The following is a 19200-nucleotide window of genomic DNA, read 5'->3' as shown; positions in this document are numbered from 1 at the left end:
CGCTTACTCCCGCACCGCGTCCAGCGCCTGCGGCAGCGTGAACCGGCCGGCATACAGGGCCTTGCCGACGATGGCTCCCTCGATGCCGCGGTCGGTCAGCGTCGCGATCGCGCGCAGGTCGTCCAGACTGGACACACCTCCCGAGGCGATCACCGGCGCGTCGGTGCGTTCGGCGACCCTGGCCAACAGATCGAGGTTGGGCCCGGTCAGGGTGCCGTCCTTGGTGACGTCGGTGACGACGTAGCGCGAGCAACCCTCGGCGTTGAGGCGGTCCAGCACCTCCCACAGGTCGCCGCCGTCGGTCTCCCACCCGCGGCCGCGCAACCGGTGCGCGCCGTCAACAATCTGGACGTCGAGTCCGACGGCCACCTTGTCGCCGTGCTCGGCAATCGCCCGGGCGCACCACTGCGGGTCCTCCAGGGCCGCGGTGCCCACATTCACCCGGGCACAACCGGTGGCCAGTGCGGCGGCCAGGGAATCATCGTCGCGGATGCCGCCGGAGAGTTCCACTTGCACGTCGAGTTTTCCGACCACCTCGGCCAGCAGTTCGCGGTTGGAACCGCGACCGAAGGCGGCGTCGAGGTCGACCAGGTGGATCCAGTCGGTGCCGTCACGTTGCCAGCCCAGGGCGGCGTCCAGCGCCGAGCCGTACTCGGTTTCACTGCCGGCCTTGCCCTGTACCAGGCGCACCGCACGTCCTTCGACGACGTCGACGGCCGGCAACAGAATCAGCGCCATGGCTACAGCCCCTCGACCCAGTTGTGCAGGATTGCGGCCCCGGCGTCCCCGCTCTTCTCCGGGTGGAACTGGGTGGCGGACAAAGGTCCGTCCTCCACCGCCGCCAGAAACGGCACCTGATGTGTGGCCCACGTCAACATCGCTTCGGGTGAACCTTCCCACCGCTGCGCGGCGTAGGAGTGGACGAAATAGAACCGGGTGTCGGCGCTGAGGCCCCGGAAGAGGACGCTGTCCGGCGCAGCGTCGACCACGTTCCAGCCCATGTGCGGGATCACCGGCGCATCCAAGCGGGTCACCGCGCCGGGCCACTGGCCGCACCCGGTGGTCTCCACCCCGAACTCCACCCCTCGGGCGAACAGGATCTGCATGCCCACGCAGACGCCCAGCACCGGATGTCCGGCGGCGACCCGCTCGGCGATGATCCGCTCGCCCTCGATCTTGCGCAGGCCGGTCATGCACGCCTCGAAGGCGCCGACACCGGGCACCACTAATCCGTCCGCAGCCAGGGCCTTCTCGGGGTCCGCGGTGACTTCGACGTTCGCACCAACACGCTCCAGCGCGCGCTGCGCCGAGCGCAGATTACCGGAGCCGTAGTCCAGCACTACGACGGATTTGCCTGTCACAACACACCTTTGGTGGACGGCACACCCGACACCCGCGGGTCGGGCTCGACAGCCTGGCGCAGCGCGCGGGCGACGGCCTTGTACTGCGCCTCGGTGATGTGGTGCGGGTCGCGCCCGTAGAGCACCCGCACGTGCAATGCGATGCGGGCGTTGGAGGCCAGCGACTCGAACACATGCCGGTTGATGACGGTGTGGTAGGGCACCGAGTTCCCGGCGATCGTGGTGTGCTGCAGGTGATCCGGTTCGCCGGTGTGCACACAGTACGGGCGGCCGGACACGTCGACGGCGGCGTGAGCCAGCGTCTCGTCCATCGGGATGAACGCATCGCCGAAGCGCCGGATGCCCTTCTTGTCGCCGAGGGCCTGCCCGAGCGCGGTGCCCAGGGCGATCGCGGTGTCCTCGATGGTGTGGTGCGCCTCGATCTCCACGTCGCCCTTGGTGCGCACCATCAGGTCGAAGCTGGCGTGGCTGCCCAGCGCGGTCAGCATGTGGTCGTAGAACGGGACGCCGGTGTCGATATCCACCTCACCCGTGCCGTCGAGGTCGAGTTCAATCACGATGTCGGATTCGCGGGTGCGGCGTTCGATGCGCGCACGCCGGTGTTCGGTTGTCACGATGCTCCTACTTCCGCGCGTACCGTGCTGGGGCCGGCCAGATCACTGGTGGCGATCTGGGCGCTCACCCGCAAGAACGCGTCGTTCTCGTCGTCCATTCCGATGGTGGCGCGCAGATAACCCGGAATGCCGACGTCGCGAATCAGGACGCCGGCTTCCAGGTAATGCTGCCAGGCGGCCGCCGCGTCCGCGAACTCACCGAACAGGACGAAGTTGGCATCGCTGGGAATGACCCGAAACCCCATGTGCACCAGCGCCGTTGACACCCGTTCCCGTTCGGCGATCAGGGCGGCGACGCTGCCCAGGGTGTCATCGGCGTGCCGCAGCGCCGCGCGGGCGGCCGCCTGAGTGACCGACGACAGGTGGTAGGGCAGCCGGACCAACAGCATGGCTTCGACCAGCGCCGGAGTGGCGACCAGGTAGCCCAGTCGCCCGCCGGCGAACGCGAACGCCTTACTCATGGTCCGGGTGACGACGAGCTTGGTCGGGTATTCGTCGACCAGGGTGATGGCGCTGGGCTGCGAGGAGAACTCGCCGTAGGCTTCGTCGACGATCACGATGCCCGGTGCCACGTCGAGCAGCCGGCGCAGTTCGGCCAGCGAGATGCTCTGTCCGGATGGGTTATTCGGGCTGGCGACGAAAACCACATTGGGCCGGCGGTCCACCACGGCGGCGACTGCCTGCTCGATGTCCAGGCTGAAGTCATCCGCGCGCGCGGCTTCGAGCCATTCGGTGCGGGTGCCGTCGGAGATGATGGGGTGCATCGAATACGACGGGACGAAGCCGATGGCGCTGCGGCCCGGCCCGCCGAAGGCTTGCAGCAGCTGCTGCAGGATTTCATTGGAACCATTTGCGGCCCACACGCTTTCGACGGCGACAGGTATCCCGACCTGAGCGCTGAGATAGGCGGCCAGGTCGGTGCGCAGCGCCACCGCGTCCCGGTCCGGGTAGCGGTGCAGGTCGGCAGCCGCCTCGCGCACCGAGCGCACGACGTCGTCGATCAGCGCCTGGGTCGGCGGGTGCGGATTCTCGTTGGTGTTCAGCCGCACCGGCACGTCGAGTTGCGGCGCGCCGTAGGGCGACTTGCCGCGCAGGTCCTCCCGCAGCGGCAGCTCGTCGAGGGTAGGTCGAGTCATCGCTCGAACCTCCGGCGAATGGCCTCGCCGTGCGACGGCAGGTCTTCGGCCTTGGCCAGCGTGACGACGTGACCCGAGACGTCCTTGAGCGCGGCCTCGGTGTAGTCGACGACGTGGATGCCGCGCAGGAAGGTCTGCACCGACAGGCCGCTGGAGTGGCGGGCGCTGCCGGCGGTGGGCAGCACGTGGTTGGAGCCGGCGCAGTAGTCGCCGAGGCTCACCGGTGCATAGGGCCCGACGAAAATGGCTCCGGCCGAACGGATCCGGGTCGCCACCGCTGCCGCATCGGCGGTCTGAATCTCCAGATGCTCGGCGGCGTAGGCGTTGACCACCTTGACCGCCGCATCAAGGTCGTCGGTCAGGATGATCTTCGACTGCGGGCCGGCAAGCGCCGTGGTCACCCGCTCACGGTGAACGGTGGTCTGCAGCTGGGCGGCGAGTTCGGCGTCGGTGGCGTCGGCCAGCTCGGGGCTGGGGGTGACGAGGACGCTTGCGGCCATCTCGTCGTGTTCGGCCTGGCTGATCAGGTCGGCGGCCACGTGTGCGGGGTCTGCGGTGTGGTCGGCCAGGATGGCGATCTCGGTGGGCCCGGCTTCGGCGTCGATGCCGACCTGGGATCGGCACAGCCGTTTGGCGGCCGTGACGTAGATGTTGCCGGGTCCGGTGATCATGTCGACCGGGACGAGTTCGCTGCCGCCGGTGTCGGTGCCGCCGTAAGCCAGCAACGCCACCGCCTGCGCCCCGCCGACCGCCCACACTTCGTCGACGCCCAGCAGGTGTGCGGCGGCCAGGATGGTCGGGTGCGGCAGGCCGCCGAAGGCCGCCTGCGGCGGACTGGCCACGACGAGCGACTCGACCCCGGCCGCCTGGGCCGGCACCACGTTCATCACCACGCTGGACGGGTAGACCGCGTTGCCGCCGGGCACGTACAACCCCACCCGCTCCACGGGGACCCAGCGTTCGGTGACGGTGGCGCCCGGGCCCAGCGTCGTCGTGGTGTCGGCACGACGTTGATCGGCGTGGACGGCGCGGGTCCGTTCGATCATCACCTGCAGCGCTTCGCGCACGTCGGCGTCGAGGCCGACGACGGCTGCTTCCAGCGCGCTGTCGGGTACCCGGACGGCGGCGGGCCGGACACCGTCGAACTCCTCGCCGTAGTTCAGCGCGGCCACCGCACCCCGCTCGGCGACGGCCTCGACGATGGGCCGCACCTTGGGGAGCACGGCTTCGACGTCCACGCCGCCGCGGGGCAGCTCAGCGCGCAAGCGCGCAGCCGTCAACTCCACACCCCGCAAGTCGATACGGGCCAGTGGCGAAGGCGATGTGGTCACGTCGACCATTGTCCCAGAGCAGCTCAAGTCGATATTCGACCGGTACAGTGCGCGGGTAAAAAGGAGCCAGCCATGTCTGCACGGGATCAACACCCCAACAACGCCCCAGGCGTCCCAATGATCTTCCCGGTGTGGTTCGAGAACATCCAGGTCAAGTACCTCAACCCGCTGCTGAAGCCGATCGCCCGGTACCTGCCCGGCACCGCGACCATCGAACATCGCGGCCGCAAGTCCGGTAAGGCGTACCAGACGATCGTGACCACCTACCGCAAGGGCAATGTGCTGGCGATCGCCCTGGGGCACGGCAAGACCGACTGGGTGAAGAACGTCGTCGCCGCCGGCGAGGCCGACGTGCGCTACGCCCGCCAGACGCTGCACATCACGAATGCGCGCATCCTGCCGGCCGGCACCACCGGCCCGGAAGCCGAGGGCCTGCCCAAGATGGCGCGGACACAACTGCGCCGCATGGCGGTCTTCGTGGGCGACATCGCCTGATCCCCGGCGTCGAGTGTGCGCTCACCGCCTTCGGTGTGCGCCGAGGGAGGCAAATCGGCAGTATTTGCGTCGTGACCGCACACGCGAAGTGCCGAGATTCAGCTGCGGACGAAGACGGTTTTGCCGGTCATCGCCGGCCACGCCTCCGGCGCCTCCTCCCACGGCACCATGCGGTCGACGGCCGGCGACAGGTCACAGCCGGCGGCCAGCAATTCCAGGACCTGCGGGATGGCGGCGCGGGCGTTGACCCGGCCGGTGACGAACCGCACGCCGCGGGTATAGAGCGGTAACAACGCCAACTCGACGGCCGGCTGGTAGTAGATGCCGGTGTCGGTGCACACCCCATCGGGCCAGGTCGCGCGCAACGCGGCAGCCAGCAGCGCCGGGTCGGCCGACGTGTTCACCGTGACGGGATACGGATCCCACTGCTTGGCCGGCTTGACCCGGTCGTGCACGGTCGCGCCCAGCTTCTCGGCGGCCGACAGCCGGTGCGGGTCGGTGTCGACGTAGTCGACGTGGGCTCCCAATGCGGCCGCGAACGCCGCCGCGTACAACCCGATCGACGCCCGACCGACCACCAGCACCCGGCGGTCGACCGGGTCCAGGCCGGCAAGTTCTTCCGCAAATGGTCCAACCGTGCGCCAGCCGTCGGGGATGTTGTCCGACAATGACGCGATCGCCACGGGATCGACCCCGTCCGGGACCGGCATCAGCATCGCGTCGGCGTAGGGCACCCGCACCAGATCCGACATGAAACCGCCGCCGTCCAGACCGGCGATCGGACCCATCCCGTACATCGCCAGCAACGGCAGCGAACCGCAGGACCCGGTCACCCCGCGCCGACATTCGCGGCAGGTTCCGCAGTTGATCTGGAACGGCACCACCACCCGGTCCCCCACCCGCACCTCGGAGACTGCGTCACCGACCGCGACGACCTCGGCCAGTCCCTCGTGACCGACCGCGTAACCCGGCGGCAACGGCAACCGGCCCGCGCAGACCGCGACATCCAGGTCGCAGCACGCGACCGCCAGCGGGCGGACCAAGGCCTGCCCTGGTGCCGACACCTCGAGGTCGGCGACCTCCCGCCACTCGTAGCTACCGGCGTCTGCGTGGATTAGTTGCCTCATTGCAACATTCTTGAGTGATCACTCAAGTATTGTCAAGGGTATGCCAAGACCTGACCGCAGCCGCGCCGCGCTCCTCGACGCGGCGGCCACGTTGTTCCGCCGCCAGGGGTACGCGGCCACCGGCCTGAACCAGATCCTCGAAGACGCGGGCGTCAAGCCCGGCTCGCTCTATCACCACTTTCCGCACGGCAAACAGCAGCTGGCGGCGGCGGCGGTCGAGGCCACCGGGTCCGCCATCGAACAACTGCTGCGCCAGCTGCTGTCCACCGACAGACCGGTCAGCGACATCGTCGATCGATGGATCGACGTGCTGGCAGCGGGCCTAGCCGGTGACCCCCGCGACGGCTGCCCCGTCGAACCGCTGGCCACCGAGGCCGTGCACGGCAGTGCCGCGGTGCGCGACGCCGCCGCCCGGGCCTTTGCGGGATGGTGCGCGGCGATCACCGACCGGCTGGGCCGGGACGGCTGGGCCCCTGGCCGCGCCGGGCAGGCCGGTCTGGCGGTGATCTCGTTGATCGAGGGAGCGCTGATCCTGTCACGGACCAGCGGAGACACGGCCGCGCTCGACGCCGCGAAGGCTGCGGCACGCGTGCTGTTGACGGTTTAACGTATTGGCGTGACCGATACCGTTGGCGAATTCCTGCGGGTCATCGACCTGACCGGAGTGTTCGGCAACGCCATCCTCGGCGGGATCGTGGCCCGCGAATTGCACCTGGACCCCATCGGGTTTGCCGCGCTGGCCACCCTGTCCGGACTGGGCGGCGGTTTGATCCGCGACACCCTGCTGCAACACGGCCCGCCGGTCGCGCTCACCGACTTCTTGTACCCGCTGGCGGTCATCGCCGGAGCGATCGTCGCCTTCCTCACCCCGGTGCACGACCGCGCGTGGGCGCTGGTCTTCCCGGTGGTCGACGCCCTGGCGCTGGGGTGCTGGGCAGCCGCCGGAGCCCAGAAAACCCTGCACGTCGGCCTGGGCTGGCTGCCCGCCATTCTGCTCGGCACCATCACCGCGGTGGGTGGCGGCGCGCTGCGGGACCTCGCGGTACGACGGACACCGCAAATCTTCGGCGGCAACACGCTCTACGCCACTTGCGCGGTGGCCGCGAGCGTGGTGGCGGTGGCCCTCGACTATGTGGGGCGTGCGTCGGCGGGCATGGTGCTGGCCACCCTGGTCGGCGCCGGCTTCGTGCTGCTTGCCCGGTGGCGCGGGTGGCAACTCTGGACGGGCCTGGATTGGGACTACGACATCCAGCGGTCGCCGGGCAGGCTGCTGCCGCGGATCGCGGTGCGGGTCAACCGGCGGCCGGCGCCGCCTCCTGAGGTCTAATCACATATCCAGGCCGACGTCCAGCACCCGCACCGAGTGCGTCAGCGCCCCGACGGCGAGGTAATTCACCCCGGTCGCCGCATAGGTCTTGGCGGTGTCCAGACTGAGCCCGCCGGAGGATTCCAGCAGCACCTCGGGGGCGCGCGCGTCGCGGCGCTGCACGGCGATCTGCGTCTGCCACACCGGAAAGTTGTCGAGCAGGATCAATTCCGGCTGCTCCGGCAGCACCTCGTCCAGCTGCTCGAGTGAATCCACCTCGACCTCGCAGGACAGCTCCGGCGCGGCGGCCCGAACCGCGCGCAGTGCCGCCACCACCGACCCTGCGGCCGCGACGTGGTTGTCCTTGATCAGCGCCGCATCGCCCAAGCCGAGCCGGTGGTTGACGCCACCGCCGACGCGCACGGCGTACTTTTGCAGCGCCCGCAGGCCCGGCAGGGTTTTGCGGGTGTCCCGGATCTGGGCCCGTGTGCCCTCCACCGCCTCCACCCACGCCGCGGTCACCGTGGCGATGCCGGACAGGTGGCAGACCAGGTTGAGCATCGTCCGCTCGGCCGTCAACAGGCCGCGCGTTTGCGCCCGCACCGTCAGCAGCGGCTCACCCGGGCCTACGCGGGCACCGTCCTCCACGCGGTGCAGCACCTGGTAGCCGTCACTGCCGATCACCTCGTCGAGCGCCAGCAGCGCCACGTCCACCCCGGCGATCACCCCTGGCTCGCGCGGCACCATCGACGCCGTGGCCACGGCGTCGGCCGACACCGTCGCCAGCGTGGTGGCGTCCGGCCCGTAGCGCAGATCCTCGTCCAGGCCGCGCCTGATGATCGCCATCGCATCGGCGCGCTCCGCGGCATCCAGCTTCATCAGCCCACCGCCACCAGGGTCGCCACCTCAACGGAGCTGAAGTCGGCAGCCAGCCGCACCAGAGCGCTGCGGCCCTGCTCGGTGGCGGTCGACGGGTACTCGGCGCGGTGGTGGCAGCCGCGGCTTTCGGTGCGGGCCAAGGCTGCGGCGGTCACCGTGCGCGCTGCCAGTGTCAGCGCCACGTCCTCCGCGTCCTGGCGGCACGTCACGGCGCGCGCAGGGGCCGCGCCCAGCATGTGGGCCAACCGACGCAACCCGTCGGCGTCGCGCACCACCGAGGCATCCCGGCTCATCGCCTGCTGCAGGTCGCCGCGCCGCAGTGCGGTGCGGACTATCGGCTCGGGCATCTTGGCGCGCGGGCATCCGGTGGCGGCCGCGTGCGCGGCCGCCGCCTCTCCGGCGCGGCCGCCGACCACCAGGCCTTCCAGCAGGCTGTTGGAGGCCAGCCGGTTGGCGCCGTGCATCCCGGTGCGGGCGACCTCGCCGGCCGCGTACAAGCCCGGCAGCTCGGTGTGGCCGTACACGTCGGTGACGACGCCGCCGCAGCTGTAGTGCGCGCCGGGAACGATCGGGATGGGTTGGCGGACCGGGTCGATGCCGGCGGCCCGGCAGGCGGCGGTGACGGTGGGGAACCGCGCGGCGAAGCCCGCGATGCTCCGGGCGTCGAGGAAGGCGCACGGGTCGCCGGTCGCTTTCAATCGGGCGTCGATGGCGGCCGCGACCACATCACGCGGCGCCAGGTCACCCATCGGATGCACGCCTGCGGTGATCGAATTGCCTTGACTGTCAACTAATTTTGCACCCTCACCGCGGATGGCCTCGGTGATCAGGGGGCGCCGGCCCTGGGCGCCGGGGACGAACAGCATCGTCGGGTGGAACTGGATGAACTCCAGGTCGCTGACCGCCAGACCGGCCCACAAGCCCAGTGCGATCCCGTCGCCGGTGGAGCCGTTCGGATTGGTGGTGGCGCTATAGAGATGACCGAGACCGCCGGTAGCCAGGATCACCGACGCAGCGCTGATAATGCCGGTGCCGTCCGGTCGGGCCACCAGGACTCCCGTCACGCCGGTGTCGTCGTGCAGGATCTGCAGCGCCACGTGGCTGCTGCGGATGTCCAGCGTGCGGGCGGCGCGGTCGAGCGTGCGCTGCACCTCGGCTCCGGTGGCGTCACCACCGGCGTGCACCACCCGTCGCTTGGAGTGCCCACCCTCGCGGGTCACGTCCCAGGCGCCGGGCACCACTTCGTCGAATCGTGCTCCGTCACCGACCAATTGGGTGACGGCGCGATATCCGTCGGCGACGATCGAGTAGACGGCGTCGGGATCACACAGTCCCGCACCGGCCGTCAGTGTGTCGCTCACGTGGGCGTCGACGGAATCGTCGTTGTCGGGCAACACCACGGCGATGCCCCCCTGCGCGTAGTGGGTCGCGGTGACCCCACGCGTCTTGGCCGCTTTGTTCAGGACGACGACCCGGGACCCGGCGCGGTGGGCGGCGAGCGCCGCGGCCAGACCGGCCACGCCCATACCGATGACGATGACGTCGGCGCTGTCGCGCCACATCGGACGGGTGGTCATTCGCCACCGCCGGGCTGGCCGATCGCGATCATGCGCTGCACGCTGCGCCGGCCCGCCGCCGCGACGTCCGGATCGACATGCACCTCGTCGGCGCCGTCGATCAGGCAACGCAGCAACGCCGCGGGCGTGATCATCTTCATGTACTTGCACGACGCGCGGTCGTTGACCGCCTGGAAGTCGACTTCCGGTGCCGCCCTGCGTAATTGGTGCAGCATGCCGACCTCGGTGGCGACCAGCACCTTGCGGGCACGGGTCTGGTGCGCGGCGTCGAGCATGCCGCCGGTGGACAGGATCTTGACCCGCTCGGCAGGGAAAGCGCCTTCCCCGGCCAGATACAGAGCCGAAGTGGCACAACCACATTCGGGATGCACGTAGAGCTCGGCGTCGGGGTTCGCGCGGGCCCGCTCGGCGAGCTCGTCGCCGTTGATACCGGCGTGCACGTGGCATTCGCCGGCCCAGACGTGCAGGTTCTTGCGGCCGGTCACCCGGCGTACGTGCGCGCCCAGGAACTGGTCCGGGCAGAACAGCACCTCGCGGTCGGGGTCGATGGAGGCGACGACGTCGACGGCGTTGGACGACGTGCAGCAGATGTCGGTGAGCGCCTTCACTTCCGCCGTGGTGTTGACGTAAGACACGACGACGGCGTCGGGGTGCTCGGCCTTCCACGCGCGCAGGTCGTCGGGTGTGATCGAGTCGGCCAGCGAGCAGCCGGCCCGCTGATCGGGGATCAGGACGGTCTTGTCCGGGCTGAGGATCTTGGCGGTTTCGGCCATGAAGTGCACGCCGCAGAACACGATGGTGTCCTCCGGCGCCTCGGCGGCGATCCGCGACAGCGCCAGTGAGTCCCCCACGTGATCGGCGACGTCCTGAATGGCCGGCAGTTGGTAGTTGTGCGCCAGAACGGTGGCGCCGCGCAGGCGCGCCAGCCGACGGATCTCGGCTGCCCATTGCGCGTCGCCGTCGACCCCGGTGAACCCGGTGGGCGTGCTGATGATGCGGGCCGCTAGCTCACCGCCGATGGCGCCGACCCGCGGCGCCCGGCTTCGCCGCGCTTGCGATCGCCGCTCGCCGAGCGTGTCCATGCGATTCATGACCGTCATGGCGGCTCCTTTCGACCTCAGGAGGTTTTCGACTTACAATCGAAAACATGCCTAATACTAGCACCGCCCATGAAGTGCTCGCCGTCGTGTTCCAGGTTCGAATGGTTACCGATGGCCCTCGCAGCGGAAAACCGCAGCTGAACGTGCTGTTATGGCAGCGTGCCCAGGACCCGCAGAAGGGCGCGTGGTCCTTGCCTGGGGGGCGGCTGCGCAATGACGAGGACATGACCACCTCGGTCCGCCGGCAACTCGCCGAAAAGGTCGACCTGCGCGAGTTGTCCCATCTGGAGCAGCTGGCGGTGTTCTCCGATCCGCAGCGGGTGCCGGGCGTTCGGATGATCGCCTCGACTTTCCTGGGTTTGGTGCCATCCCCCGCGCGGCCCGAACTACCCTCGGACACGCGCTGGCATCCGGTCAACGCGCTGCCGCCGATGGCGTTCGACCACGGACCGATGGTGGCCCACGCGCGCACCCGCCTGGTGGCCAAGATGTCCTATACGAATATCGGGTTCGCTCTGGCGCCAAAAGAATTCGCGTTATCCACGCTGCGCGACATCTACGGCGCGGCACTGAATTATCAAGTCGACGCGACCAATCTGCAGCGCGTGCTGGCCCGTCGCAAGGTCATCACCCAGACGGGCACCATCGCCCAGTCCGGCCGCAGCGGCGGGCGCCCGGCCGCGCTCTATCGCTTCACCGACTCCCAGCTGCGGGTCACCGACGAATTTGCCGCTCTTAGGCCCCCAGGACAGGGCTGACAATGGATTGTGACAAGCGGCACGCCGTGCGGCTTTAGGCGTGTCGGCGGTTTGTACACTAGCTTGTATAAGAGTTGGATAAGGCGAAATAAGATTCTGGTAAGAGGCGCTGGCCGCCAAAAGCAGCCGGCGCCGCATTGTGACTAGCCCGACCGCAGCCCTGGATCCGGACCGCTGGGCGCGACGAAGGCCATGAAGGGAGCCTTAATGGTGGAGCTCGCGAAGCTGGGAGGCGAAACCGGGGCCGAATGGATCGGACGGCCCCCGCACGAGGAGCTGCAGCGCAAGGTCCGCCCGCTGCTGCCCGCGGACGACCCGTTCTACCAGCCGCCTGCCGGCTTCCAGCATGCCGCGCCCGGCACCGTGCTGCGCTCCCGCGACGTCGAACTGGCCTTCATGGGCCTGATTCCGCAGTCCAGCACGGCTACCCAGTTGCTGTACCGGACGACCGACATGAACGGCAATCCCGAGGCGACGGTGACGACGGTGCTGATGCCGAAGGAAGTCGCTCCGGGCAAGACCATGCCGCTGCTGTCCTACCAGTGCGCTATCGACGCCATCTCGTCGCGGTGCTTCCCCTCCTACGCGCTGCGGCGCCGCGCCAAGGCCGTCGGCTCACTGGCCCAGCTGGAGCTGCTGCTGATCAGCGCCGCCGTCGCCGAAGGATGGGCGGTGTCGGTACCTGACCACGAGGGCCTGCACGGGTTGTGGGGCACCCCGTACGAGCCCGGATACCGCGTGCTCGACGGGCTGCGGGCGGTGCATAATTCGGAGCGGCTGCGCGTGCCGCCGTCCGCGCCGATCGGCCTGTGGGGCTACTCCGGTGGCGGATTGGCCAGCGCGTGGGCCGCGGAGATGTGCGGCGAATACGCGCCGGAACTCGACATCGTCGGCGCCGTGCTGGGTTCGCCCGTTGGCAACCTGGGGAACACGTTCAAGCGGCTGAACGGCAGCCTGCTCGCGGGTCTGCCCGCGATGGTGGTGGCCGCACTGACCCACGCCTACCCGGACCTCGATGCGGTGATCAAGGAACACGCCAACGAGGACGGCCTGGCCATGCTGGAAAGCATGGAGCGGATGACCACCGCGGAAGCCGTCATCTCAATGGCCAAGAAGAACATGGCCGACTACCTGGACGAGCCGTTGGAGGACATCCTGGCCACCCCCGCGGTGACGCATGTCTTCGACAGCACCACCCTGGGCGTCGCGGTGCCGACGCCGCCGGTGCTAATCGTGCAGGCCGTGCACGACTACCTCATCGGCGTCGACGACATCGACGCGCTGGCCGACTCCTACTCAGCGGGGGGCGCCGACGTCACCTACCACCGCGACGCGTTCAACGAGCACATGCTGCTGCACCCGCTGTCGTCGCCGATGGCGTTGCGCTGGCTCATCGACCGGTTCGCCGGTCGCCCCATCACCGACCACCTCATCCGGACCACCTGGCCCACCATGTTCAACCCGATGACCTACGCCGGCATGGCGCGGCTCGCGGTGATCGCGGCCAAGGTCATCACCGGCAGGAAAATCCACCGGCGTCCGCTTTAAGGGGTTGCCGGGCCGGTCGGGACGGGCGGCGGCACCACGGCCGGGCGCGGGTCGACGGGCGGATAGCCGCCCAGGTCGTCACGCACCGACCCGGTCGCGGCCAGGGCGTAGATCAAAGCCGCGACGGCCGTCGGCGCGAGCAGCGTCGCGGCGATCTGCACCGGCAGGTGACCGAAGAACACCGGCGGCGCCTGCCTGACGTAGGTCACATTGTGGTCGCCGGAGGCAAGTGCCACCGTATCGAAGTTCAGTGCGCCGTAACGCAGCAGGACCAGCAGCGCTCCCACGCCCGCGGCGGCCGCGGCGGCGCCGATCAGCCCGATGGTGAGCGCGACGACCATCTGCGGCCCCCGATGCTCGCGCCACTGCCACGCCGCCACGGCCGCTACCACCGCCAGCACGCCCAGCAGACCGAGCAACATGAACGGCGCCACGAAAAAGTTCTGCGATTCGCTGCCCAGATAGTCGTGCACCCGCTCGCCCTTGCGGCTCACCGCCACCACGGCGTGGATCGGCGGGGCGATCCACGCCCACAGCCCGCCCACCAGCACACCGGCCGCACCGAGCACAAGCACCACGGTGAGCAATGCCCGTGTCCGAGACGTGCGCGGCCGCCGCTCGACGGCTCCCGGAACCTCCGGAATTGCGGTCACCTCAGTCATCGCCGTGCCTCCAGATCGGCCGAGTCCACTTGTCCGTGCCGGGAGCAGCGGGCCCACCAGCCATCGGGACGGACTTGCACGATCATCCGGCGCCCGCACTCGGCGCAGAACCGGGGCGGCTCCAGACCCAGCTGAGCCGCCGTGGGCGTGGCCGAGCCCGCCGGTTCGCCGGTGTAGACGTTGTATGCGCCGGCCCCGACCGGAGCACCCGAATCTCCCGCCACGCTTCTCTTTCTACAAGCTCGCGTTGAGCGCCTTGAGCGGCATCTGCAGGTCGTCGAGCAGTTGCAGGTCAGCTTCGGCGGGACGGCCCAACGTCGTCAGGTAATTGCCGACGATCACGGCGTTGATCCCGCCGAGGATCCCCTGCTTGGCACCTAGGTCACCGAGGGTGATCTCGCGGCCACCGGCGAACCGCAGCATCGTGCGCGGCAACGCCAGCCGGAACGCGCCAACCGCTTTGAGCGCTTCGCTGGCAGGCAGCACCTCCAGGTCGCCGAACGGGGTGCCCGGGCGCGGGTTCAGAAAGTTCAGCGGCACCTCGTGCGGGTTCAATTCGGCCAGCTCGGCGGCGAATTCTGCCCGTTGCTCCAGCGTCTCGCCCATGCCCAGGATCCCGCCGCAACAGACCTCCATGCCGGCGTCGCGCACCATCGACAACGTTTGCCAGCGCTCTTCCCAGGTGTGCGTGGTGACGACATTGGTGAAGAACGAACGGGCCGTCTCCAGGTTGTGGTTGTAGCGGTGCACTCCCATCGCCGCCAGCCGCTCGACCTGCTCGGCGTCCAGCATTCCCAGCGAGCACGCGATGTGGATCTCCACCTCGTTGCGGATCGCTTCGATGCCGGCCGCCACCTGCGCGAGCAACCGCTCGTCGGGCCCGCGCACCGCGGCCACGATGCAGAACTCGGTCGCCCCTGACTTGGCCGTCTGCTTAGCCGCCTCGACCAGACTGGGCACGTCCAGCCACGCGCTGCGCACCGGCGACTGGAACAGACCCGACTGCGAACAGAAGTGGCAATCCTCCGGGCAGCCGCCGGTCTTGAGGCTGATGATGCCTTCGACCTCCACCTCGGGTCCGCACCAGCGCATCCGCACTTCGTGGGCCAACGCGAGCAGTTCTTCCAACCGCCCGTCGGGCAGCTGCAGGACCTGCAGCACCTGTTCCTTGCTCAGGCCCTCGCCACGCTCCAGCACCTGCTCGCGCGCGATCGCCAAAATGTCGATATCAGTGCCATCCTGGCCGGTGTCGCTGGTCGGTCGAGTTGGCGCTTGGGTCACCGGGTACTCCCCTGCTTGTCGATCGTGTCCGAGCATGGTCGGACCGCATCTAGTTGCACGGCCGCGTCGTTGTGGCAGCCCGAATGAAAATCCGTTCAGGTTAGGGTAACGGGCGCCGCGTCGGCGGATGCTCTCCGGGCGGGCCGGCGCGACGTAGCTCACTCCGTAAACAACGGGTATAGGAACCGACATGAGCAACCCTCCCGTCACCTATCTGGCCGACCACGGGATCTGGCTGGCTATCCCCGCGTTCCTGCCCGCGCTGATCGTCGCGGGAGTGGTGTTGTATGTCGCGATGCGGAACCGGCGAAGCTCCGACAAAAAGCAGGATTGATCAGCCCCTCATTTGGGCATTACAGGTTCGTCCTAGTCAGCCGTGCGCAACGGGAGGCGATCGCGGTGGAATTGACAGTTCTTGCGGAGGCACCGGCGGCTCGTGGAGCCGAACTGAACCAGGTGATCGGCCTTTCGGCTGCCGCGGTGGTCATCACTTTGATCATGCTGGCCATCGGCTGGGCCCACCGCACCCGGCGAATCACCTGGCTGGAGCGTTTCGCGGACTGGCTCGGAGTCAAGTTCCGGCGCCCGTCCTGGGTGGCGCTGCCGGTGCTGGTGTACACGTCGTCGATCATCTGCGCGCTGTTCGGATTCATCTGGGACGTCAGCTGGCACATCGGGGAAGGCCGCGACCCCGGACCACTGGCCAATCCGGCGCACTACTTCATCATCTTCGGCCTGTTCGGGATCTTCCTGGGCGGCATGATCGCCATCGTGCTGCCGTTCGACGAGCCCGGCCCGGCGCCGGTGCGCATCACCGACAACTGGCACGCGCCCGTCGGCGGCATCCTGATGGCTGGCTGCGGGATGTACGCCCTTCTGGGGTTCCCGCTGGATGACATCTGGCACCGCATCTTCGGCCAGGACGTCACACTGTGGGGACCAACGCACCTGATGATGATCGGCGGTGCCGGTCTCTCGCTGTTCTCGGTGCTGATGCTCGAGTACGAAGGCGGGCGCGCGCTGCCGGACGCACCGCCCGAGAGGCCGTTCGTGCGGGTCCTGCGCTACCTGTCCTGCGGTGGACTGCTGATCGGCTTGTCGGTCTACCAGATCGAATACGACTTCGGTGTCCAGCAGTTCCGCCTGGCATTCCACCCCATGATGATCGCCGGCGTGGCCGCCCTGGCTCTGGTGGTAGCCCGCATGACGCTGGGCAAGGGTGCGGCGATCATCGCGGCCCTGTTCGCCATCGCGCTGCGCGGCGCGGTGGCCTTCACCGTCGGCCCCGTCCTGGGCGCCCCGATCAACTGGTTCCCGCTCTACCTGGGACCGGCGCTGGTGGTCGAGCTGCTGGCCCTCACCCCCCTGTTCAAGCGCCCGATCGCCTTCGGCGCCGTGGCCGGGCTGCTGGTGGGCACCCTCGGCCTGTGGCTGAGTTCCCTGTGGGTCGGCGCGGTCTATCACTACCCGTGGCCGACCAGCATGTGGGGCGAGGCCCTGGCGATGTCGGTGCCCGTCGCGGTCATGATGGGCCTGTGCGGGGCGTTGACCGGGATGGTCCTCACCGGGCAGCCCCTGCCGCGCCGTGCAATCGGCATCGCGATCGTCGCGGCAACCGTCGTCGTGATCGGCGGAGCGGTAGCCAACGGCCTGCATATCAACATCCCGAGCAAGAACACCGCAACCATCAAATTGACCGAGTTGCCCAGCGAGCCCGGGAAGCAGATGGTGTCCGCCGACGTCCAGATCAACCCACCCGACCTGATCAAGGACGAACCCGACTGGGTGTCGATCACGTCGTGGCAGGGCAAGATGGAGAACCAGCGTGGCCTGGTCATCGACCGGCTGCAGCGAGTCGGCCCGGGGCACTACCGCAGCACCGAACCCATTCCCGTCTGGGGATCGTGGAAGACGCTGCTGCGCGTCCAGGACGGCTACACCATGACCGCCGTGCCGATCTACGCACCAGCCGACGAGGCGATTCCGGCTCCCGAGATCCCGGCCCAGCCCGTGATCACCCGGCCCTTCGTCCTAGAGAACACCATCCTGCAGCGCGAACGGGACCCGAACGCGCCGGAGTGGCTGTTCACGGCGGGTTCTATCTTGGTGCTGATTTTCACATTGATGGTGATCGCCGCGCTGACGTGGGGCGCTGGCCGCATCAACGGCGAGACGACCAAGCCCCGGCGGTCGGAGGAGGAAGCCCATCCCCTGCCCAGGGCGGCATGACACGATGACGGCACGCATCCTCGCCGCCGCGTGGGCGGCCGTGTTGGCCTGCACGCTGGTCGCCTGTGGGGGCAGTTCGAAGCCGGACCGCCAGACCAGTGGCGGGGCGCACCCCGGACTGACGATCGAGGTCACCATCGCCAACGGTCAGGTGACTCCGACGAACGCCACGCTGCAGGCCAAGGTGAAAGAGCAGATCACGCTACGGATCACCAGCGACGTCACCGACGAGCTGCATGTGCATTCGGTGCCTGATCACAAGTTCGAGATCGCGGCTGCGCCGAATCAGACGTTCCAGTTCAGCGTGGACGTGCCTGGCAACGTCGACGTCGAGTTGCATCACCTCAAGCGCACGATTGCGACCATTCAAGTCCAGCCGTGACCGGCGCTGGGGCGGTGCTGGCGCATGGCCTCGGCGGATCGAACGATCTCCCGGTCCCATACACGTTCGCGCTGATCGGTGCGGCGTGGGCATTGACGTTCACGTTTGCCGTGGTCGCCCTGGCCTGGAAGCGGCCTCGGTTCGAACCGGGCAAGCCCGGGCACGCGTTGCCCGACGCGATGACCACCCTGGTCGACGCTCGCCTCACCCGCTGGCTGGTGGCCGGCCTGGCGTTGCTGTTCGCGGTGTGGGTGCTGCTGGTCGGGGTGTTCGGTCCGCAGACGCAGGCCAACGGCCTGCTCGGCGCGTTCTACGTGCTGCTGTGGGTGGGGCTGGTCGCGCTCTCAGTGGTCTTCGGGCCGGTGTGGCGGGTCATTTCGCCGGTGCGGACGGTGTACGTCGTGCTGCGGCGGTGCCTGCCGGAGCGGCTCTCCCGGCCGCGGTTCTCCTATCCCGAGAGCTGGGGTTACCGTCCGGCCGCGCTGGGGTTGTTCGCGTTCGTCTGGATGGAGCTGGCCAGTCCCGACTCGGCCTCGGTATTCGCGGTGAAGATGTGGCTGCTGATTTACACCCTGGTGCTGTTGGTCGGGGCGTGGCTGTGCGGGCAGCGCTGGCTGGCGCGAGTCGACCCGTTCGGCGTCTACAGCATGGCCGTTTCCCGCCTGTCGCCGTTCTGGCGTAACGCCGAGACCGGCAAGATTGTCGTCGGCAACCCGTTCGACCACCTGCCGTCGCTCCCCGTGCGTCCGGGCGTGGTGGCGATGCTGGCGGTCCTGCTCGGCTCGACGGCGTTCGATAGCTTCTCCGCATCGCCGACGTGGCGCAACTTCGCCGACGGTGTGACGCGGGGGGCGCGCGTGGTGCCGGAGACGGTGACGTCGTCGGCGCTGCGAACCGTCGGGTTGATCTTGTTCATTTCGGTTGTAGCGCTGACGTTTTCGTTCGCGGCGCGGGCCACGGGAGGAGTCGATGCCGAGCAGCGCCGGGCGTTGCCCGGCCAGATGGCGCACTCGCTGATCCCCATCGTGGTCGGTTACATCTTCGCGCACTACCTCACCTACCTGGTGGAGCGCGGTCAGCAGGCCGTCATCGCCCTGGCCGATCCGATCAGTCGCGACTGGCACGTCGCCTACATCCTGTCGATGCATCCCGCCGTGCTGTCCACGATCAAGGTTACCTGCGTGGTCACCGGGCACATCGTGGCGGTCATCGCCGCGCATGACAAAGCGTTGCGACTGCTGCCGCCGGCAAATCAGCTCACTGGGCAGCTGACCATGATGCTGGTGATGGTCGGCTACACGTTCATGGGCTTGTATCTGCTGTTCGGCGGCTAACCCCAATGCTGCGCAGTCAACCGTGTGACGACGATACGAATGTGATAGCCGCAGGTATGGCTAGCCCGCGCTTGTGGTCG

At 68.6% G+C, this 19200-nt stretch carries 21 protein-coding genes; 9 read left to right on the top strand and 12 right to left on the bottom strand.

Features of this window, described 5'->3' with window-relative positions; genetic code table 11:
* Positions 1 to 3 precede the first annotated feature (3 nt).
* Genes priA through hisD form a run of 5 tightly spaced genes read right to left on the bottom strand, consistent with a single transcriptional unit; the run spans position 4 to position 4451 of the window.
* A complete protein-coding gene (gene priA, locus AWC08_RS32515) occupies positions 4 to 738 on the bottom strand; it encodes a bifunctional 1-(5-phosphoribosyl)-5-((5-phosphoribosylamino)methylideneamino)imidazole-4-carboxamide isomerase/phosphoribosylanthranilate isomerase PriA (RefSeq protein ID WP_065132354.1) in 735 nt (244 codons plus the stop codon).
* 2 nt (positions 739 to 740) lie between these two features.
* Positions 741 to 1361, bottom strand: coding sequence for an imidazole glycerol phosphate synthase subunit HisH (gene hisH / locus AWC08_RS32510; RefSeq protein WP_065132355.1), 621 nt, complete (start codon positions 1359 to 1361; stop codon positions 741 to 743).
* Complete coding sequence (gene hisB / locus AWC08_RS32505; protein WP_065132356.1) at positions 1358 to 1978, bottom strand: imidazoleglycerol-phosphate dehydratase HisB; 621 nt, start codon at positions 1976 to 1978, stop codon at positions 1358 to 1360. Before hisB ends, hisH begins: the two co-directional genes overlap by 4 nt.
* Positions 1972 to 3111 carry a histidinol-phosphate transaminase gene (locus tag AWC08_RS32500; protein ID WP_069434749.1) on the bottom strand — a complete coding sequence of 380 codons (1140 nt, stop codon included), beginning with the start codon at positions 3109 to 3111 and terminating at the stop codon, positions 1972 to 1974. The genes hisB and AWC08_RS32500 overlap by 7 nt, the downstream gene beginning before the upstream one ends.
* On the bottom strand, positions 3108 to 4451 hold the full coding sequence (gene hisD / locus AWC08_RS32495) for a histidinol dehydrogenase (protein WP_065132358.1): 1344 nt from the start codon (positions 4449 to 4451) through the stop codon (positions 3108 to 3110). The genes AWC08_RS32500 and hisD overlap by 4 nt, the downstream gene beginning before the upstream one ends.
* A 63-nt stretch (positions 4452 to 4514) precedes the next feature.
* On the opposite strand from hisD, the gene AWC08_RS32490 reads away from it, so the two are divergent.
* A complete protein-coding gene (locus AWC08_RS32490; protein ID WP_065132359.1) occupies positions 4515 to 4937 on the top strand; it encodes a nitroreductase family deazaflavin-dependent oxidoreductase in 423 nt (140 codons plus the stop codon).
* Positions 4938 to 5035: 98 nt separating this feature from the next.
* Here the strand turns inward: AWC08_RS32490 and AWC08_RS32485 are convergent, their stop codons facing one another.
* Positions 5036 to 6064 (bottom strand): alcohol dehydrogenase catalytic domain-containing protein, encoded by a 1029-nt coding sequence (locus tag AWC08_RS32485; protein WP_065132360.1) that lies wholly within the window; start codon positions 6062 to 6064, stop codon positions 5036 to 5038.
* A gap of 40 nt (positions 6065 to 6104) precedes the next feature.
* Between AWC08_RS32485 and AWC08_RS32480 the strand changes: the two genes are divergently transcribed.
* The gene (locus AWC08_RS32480; protein WP_065132361.1) at positions 6105 to 6671 is read left to right on the top strand and encodes a TetR/AcrR family transcriptional regulator; all 567 of its coding nucleotides are present in this window, start codon (positions 6105 to 6107) and stop codon (positions 6669 to 6671) included.
* A 9-nt stretch (positions 6672 to 6680) separates the two neighbouring features.
* Positions 6681 to 7391, top strand: a complete 711-nt coding sequence (locus AWC08_RS32475; RefSeq protein WP_065132362.1) for a trimeric intracellular cation channel family protein — start codon at positions 6681 to 6683, stop codon at positions 7389 to 7391.
* On the opposite strand, the gene nadC is transcribed toward AWC08_RS32475, so the two are convergent.
* Genes nadC through nadA form a run of 3 tightly spaced genes read right to left on the bottom strand, consistent with a single transcriptional unit; the run spans position 7392 to position 10926 of the window.
* Positions 7392 to 8249 carry a carboxylating nicotinate-nucleotide diphosphorylase gene (nadC, locus tag AWC08_RS32470; RefSeq protein ID WP_069434587.1) on the bottom strand — a complete coding sequence of 286 codons (858 nt, stop codon included), beginning with the start codon at positions 8247 to 8249 and terminating at the stop codon, positions 7392 to 7394.
* Positions 8249 to 9826 (bottom strand): L-aspartate oxidase, encoded by a 1578-nt coding sequence (locus AWC08_RS32465; protein ID WP_085088737.1) that lies wholly within the window; start codon positions 9824 to 9826, stop codon positions 8249 to 8251. The genes nadC and AWC08_RS32465 overlap by 1 nt, the downstream gene beginning before the upstream one ends.
* Positions 9823 to 10926, bottom strand: a complete 1104-nt coding sequence (nadA, locus tag AWC08_RS32460; RefSeq protein ID WP_083271146.1) for a quinolinate synthase NadA — start codon at positions 10924 to 10926, stop codon at positions 9823 to 9825. Before nadA ends, AWC08_RS32465 begins: the two co-directional genes overlap by 4 nt.
* A 47-nt stretch (positions 10927 to 10973) precedes the next feature.
* Between nadA and AWC08_RS32455 the strand changes: the two genes are divergently transcribed.
* Positions 10974 to 11684, top strand: a complete 711-nt coding sequence (locus tag AWC08_RS32455; protein WP_069433705.1) for an NUDIX hydrolase — start codon at positions 10974 to 10976, stop codon at positions 11682 to 11684.
* Between the two features lie 207 nt (positions 11685 to 11891).
* Positions 11892 to 13232: a lipase family protein gene (locus tag AWC08_RS32450; protein ID WP_069433706.1), complete on the top strand. Its 1341-nt coding sequence runs from the start codon at positions 11892 to 11894 to the stop codon at positions 13230 to 13232.
* On the opposite strand, the gene AWC08_RS32445 is transcribed toward AWC08_RS32450, so the two are convergent.
* From AWC08_RS32445 to bioB, 3 genes are read right to left on the bottom strand one after another with little or no spacing between them, the layout of a single operon-like run.
* Complete coding sequence (locus tag AWC08_RS32445; RefSeq protein WP_069433707.1) at positions 13229 to 13894, bottom strand: DUF2567 domain-containing protein; 666 nt, start codon at positions 13892 to 13894, stop codon at positions 13229 to 13231. The two genes, AWC08_RS32450 and AWC08_RS32445, sit on opposite strands and share 4 nt — an antisense overlap.
* On the bottom strand, positions 13891 to 14118 hold the full coding sequence (bsaP, locus tag AWC08_RS32440) for a biotin synthase auxiliary protein BsaP (protein WP_065134024.1): 228 nt from the start codon (positions 14116 to 14118) through the stop codon (positions 13891 to 13893). Before bsaP ends, AWC08_RS32445 begins: the two co-directional genes overlap by 4 nt.
* Positions 14119 to 14128: 10 nt before the next feature.
* Positions 14129 to 15175, bottom strand: a complete 1047-nt coding sequence (bioB, locus tag AWC08_RS32435; RefSeq protein ID WP_069433708.1) for a biotin synthase BioB — start codon at positions 15173 to 15175, stop codon at positions 14129 to 14131.
* A gap of 190 nt (positions 15176 to 15365) precedes the next feature.
* On the opposite strand from bioB, the gene AWC08_RS37265 reads away from it, so the two are divergent.
* The 4 genes from AWC08_RS37265 (at position 15366) to AWC08_RS32420 (ending at position 19120) form a co-directional block, all read left to right on the top strand.
* On the top strand, positions 15366 to 15509 hold the full coding sequence (locus tag AWC08_RS37265; RefSeq protein ID WP_167545011.1) for a hypothetical protein: 144 nt from the start codon (positions 15366 to 15368) through the stop codon (positions 15507 to 15509).
* A 113-nt stretch (positions 15510 to 15622) separates the two neighbouring features.
* On the top strand, positions 15623 to 17404 hold the full coding sequence (locus tag AWC08_RS32430; protein WP_065134064.1) for a hypothetical protein: 1782 nt from the start codon (positions 15623 to 15625) through the stop codon (positions 17402 to 17404).
* A gap of 4 nt (positions 17405 to 17408) precedes the next feature.
* The gene (locus AWC08_RS32425; protein ID WP_065134026.1) at positions 17409 to 17786 is read left to right on the top strand and encodes a hypothetical protein; all 378 of its coding nucleotides are present in this window, start codon (positions 17409 to 17411) and stop codon (positions 17784 to 17786) included.
* Complete coding sequence (locus tag AWC08_RS32420; protein ID WP_069433709.1) at positions 17783 to 19120, top strand: hypothetical protein; 1338 nt, start codon at positions 17783 to 17785, stop codon at positions 19118 to 19120. Before AWC08_RS32425 ends, AWC08_RS32420 begins: the two co-directional genes overlap by 4 nt.
* Positions 19121 to 19200 lie beyond the last annotated feature (80 nt).

This window comes from Mycobacterium gordonae (assembly GCF_002101675.1).
Lineage (GTDB): Bacteria > Actinomycetota > Actinomycetes > Mycobacteriales > Mycobacteriaceae > Mycobacterium > Mycobacterium gordonae.
The sequence above is the reverse complement of the archived record's forward strand: the minus strand, read 5'-3'. Positions and strand labels throughout refer to the sequence as shown.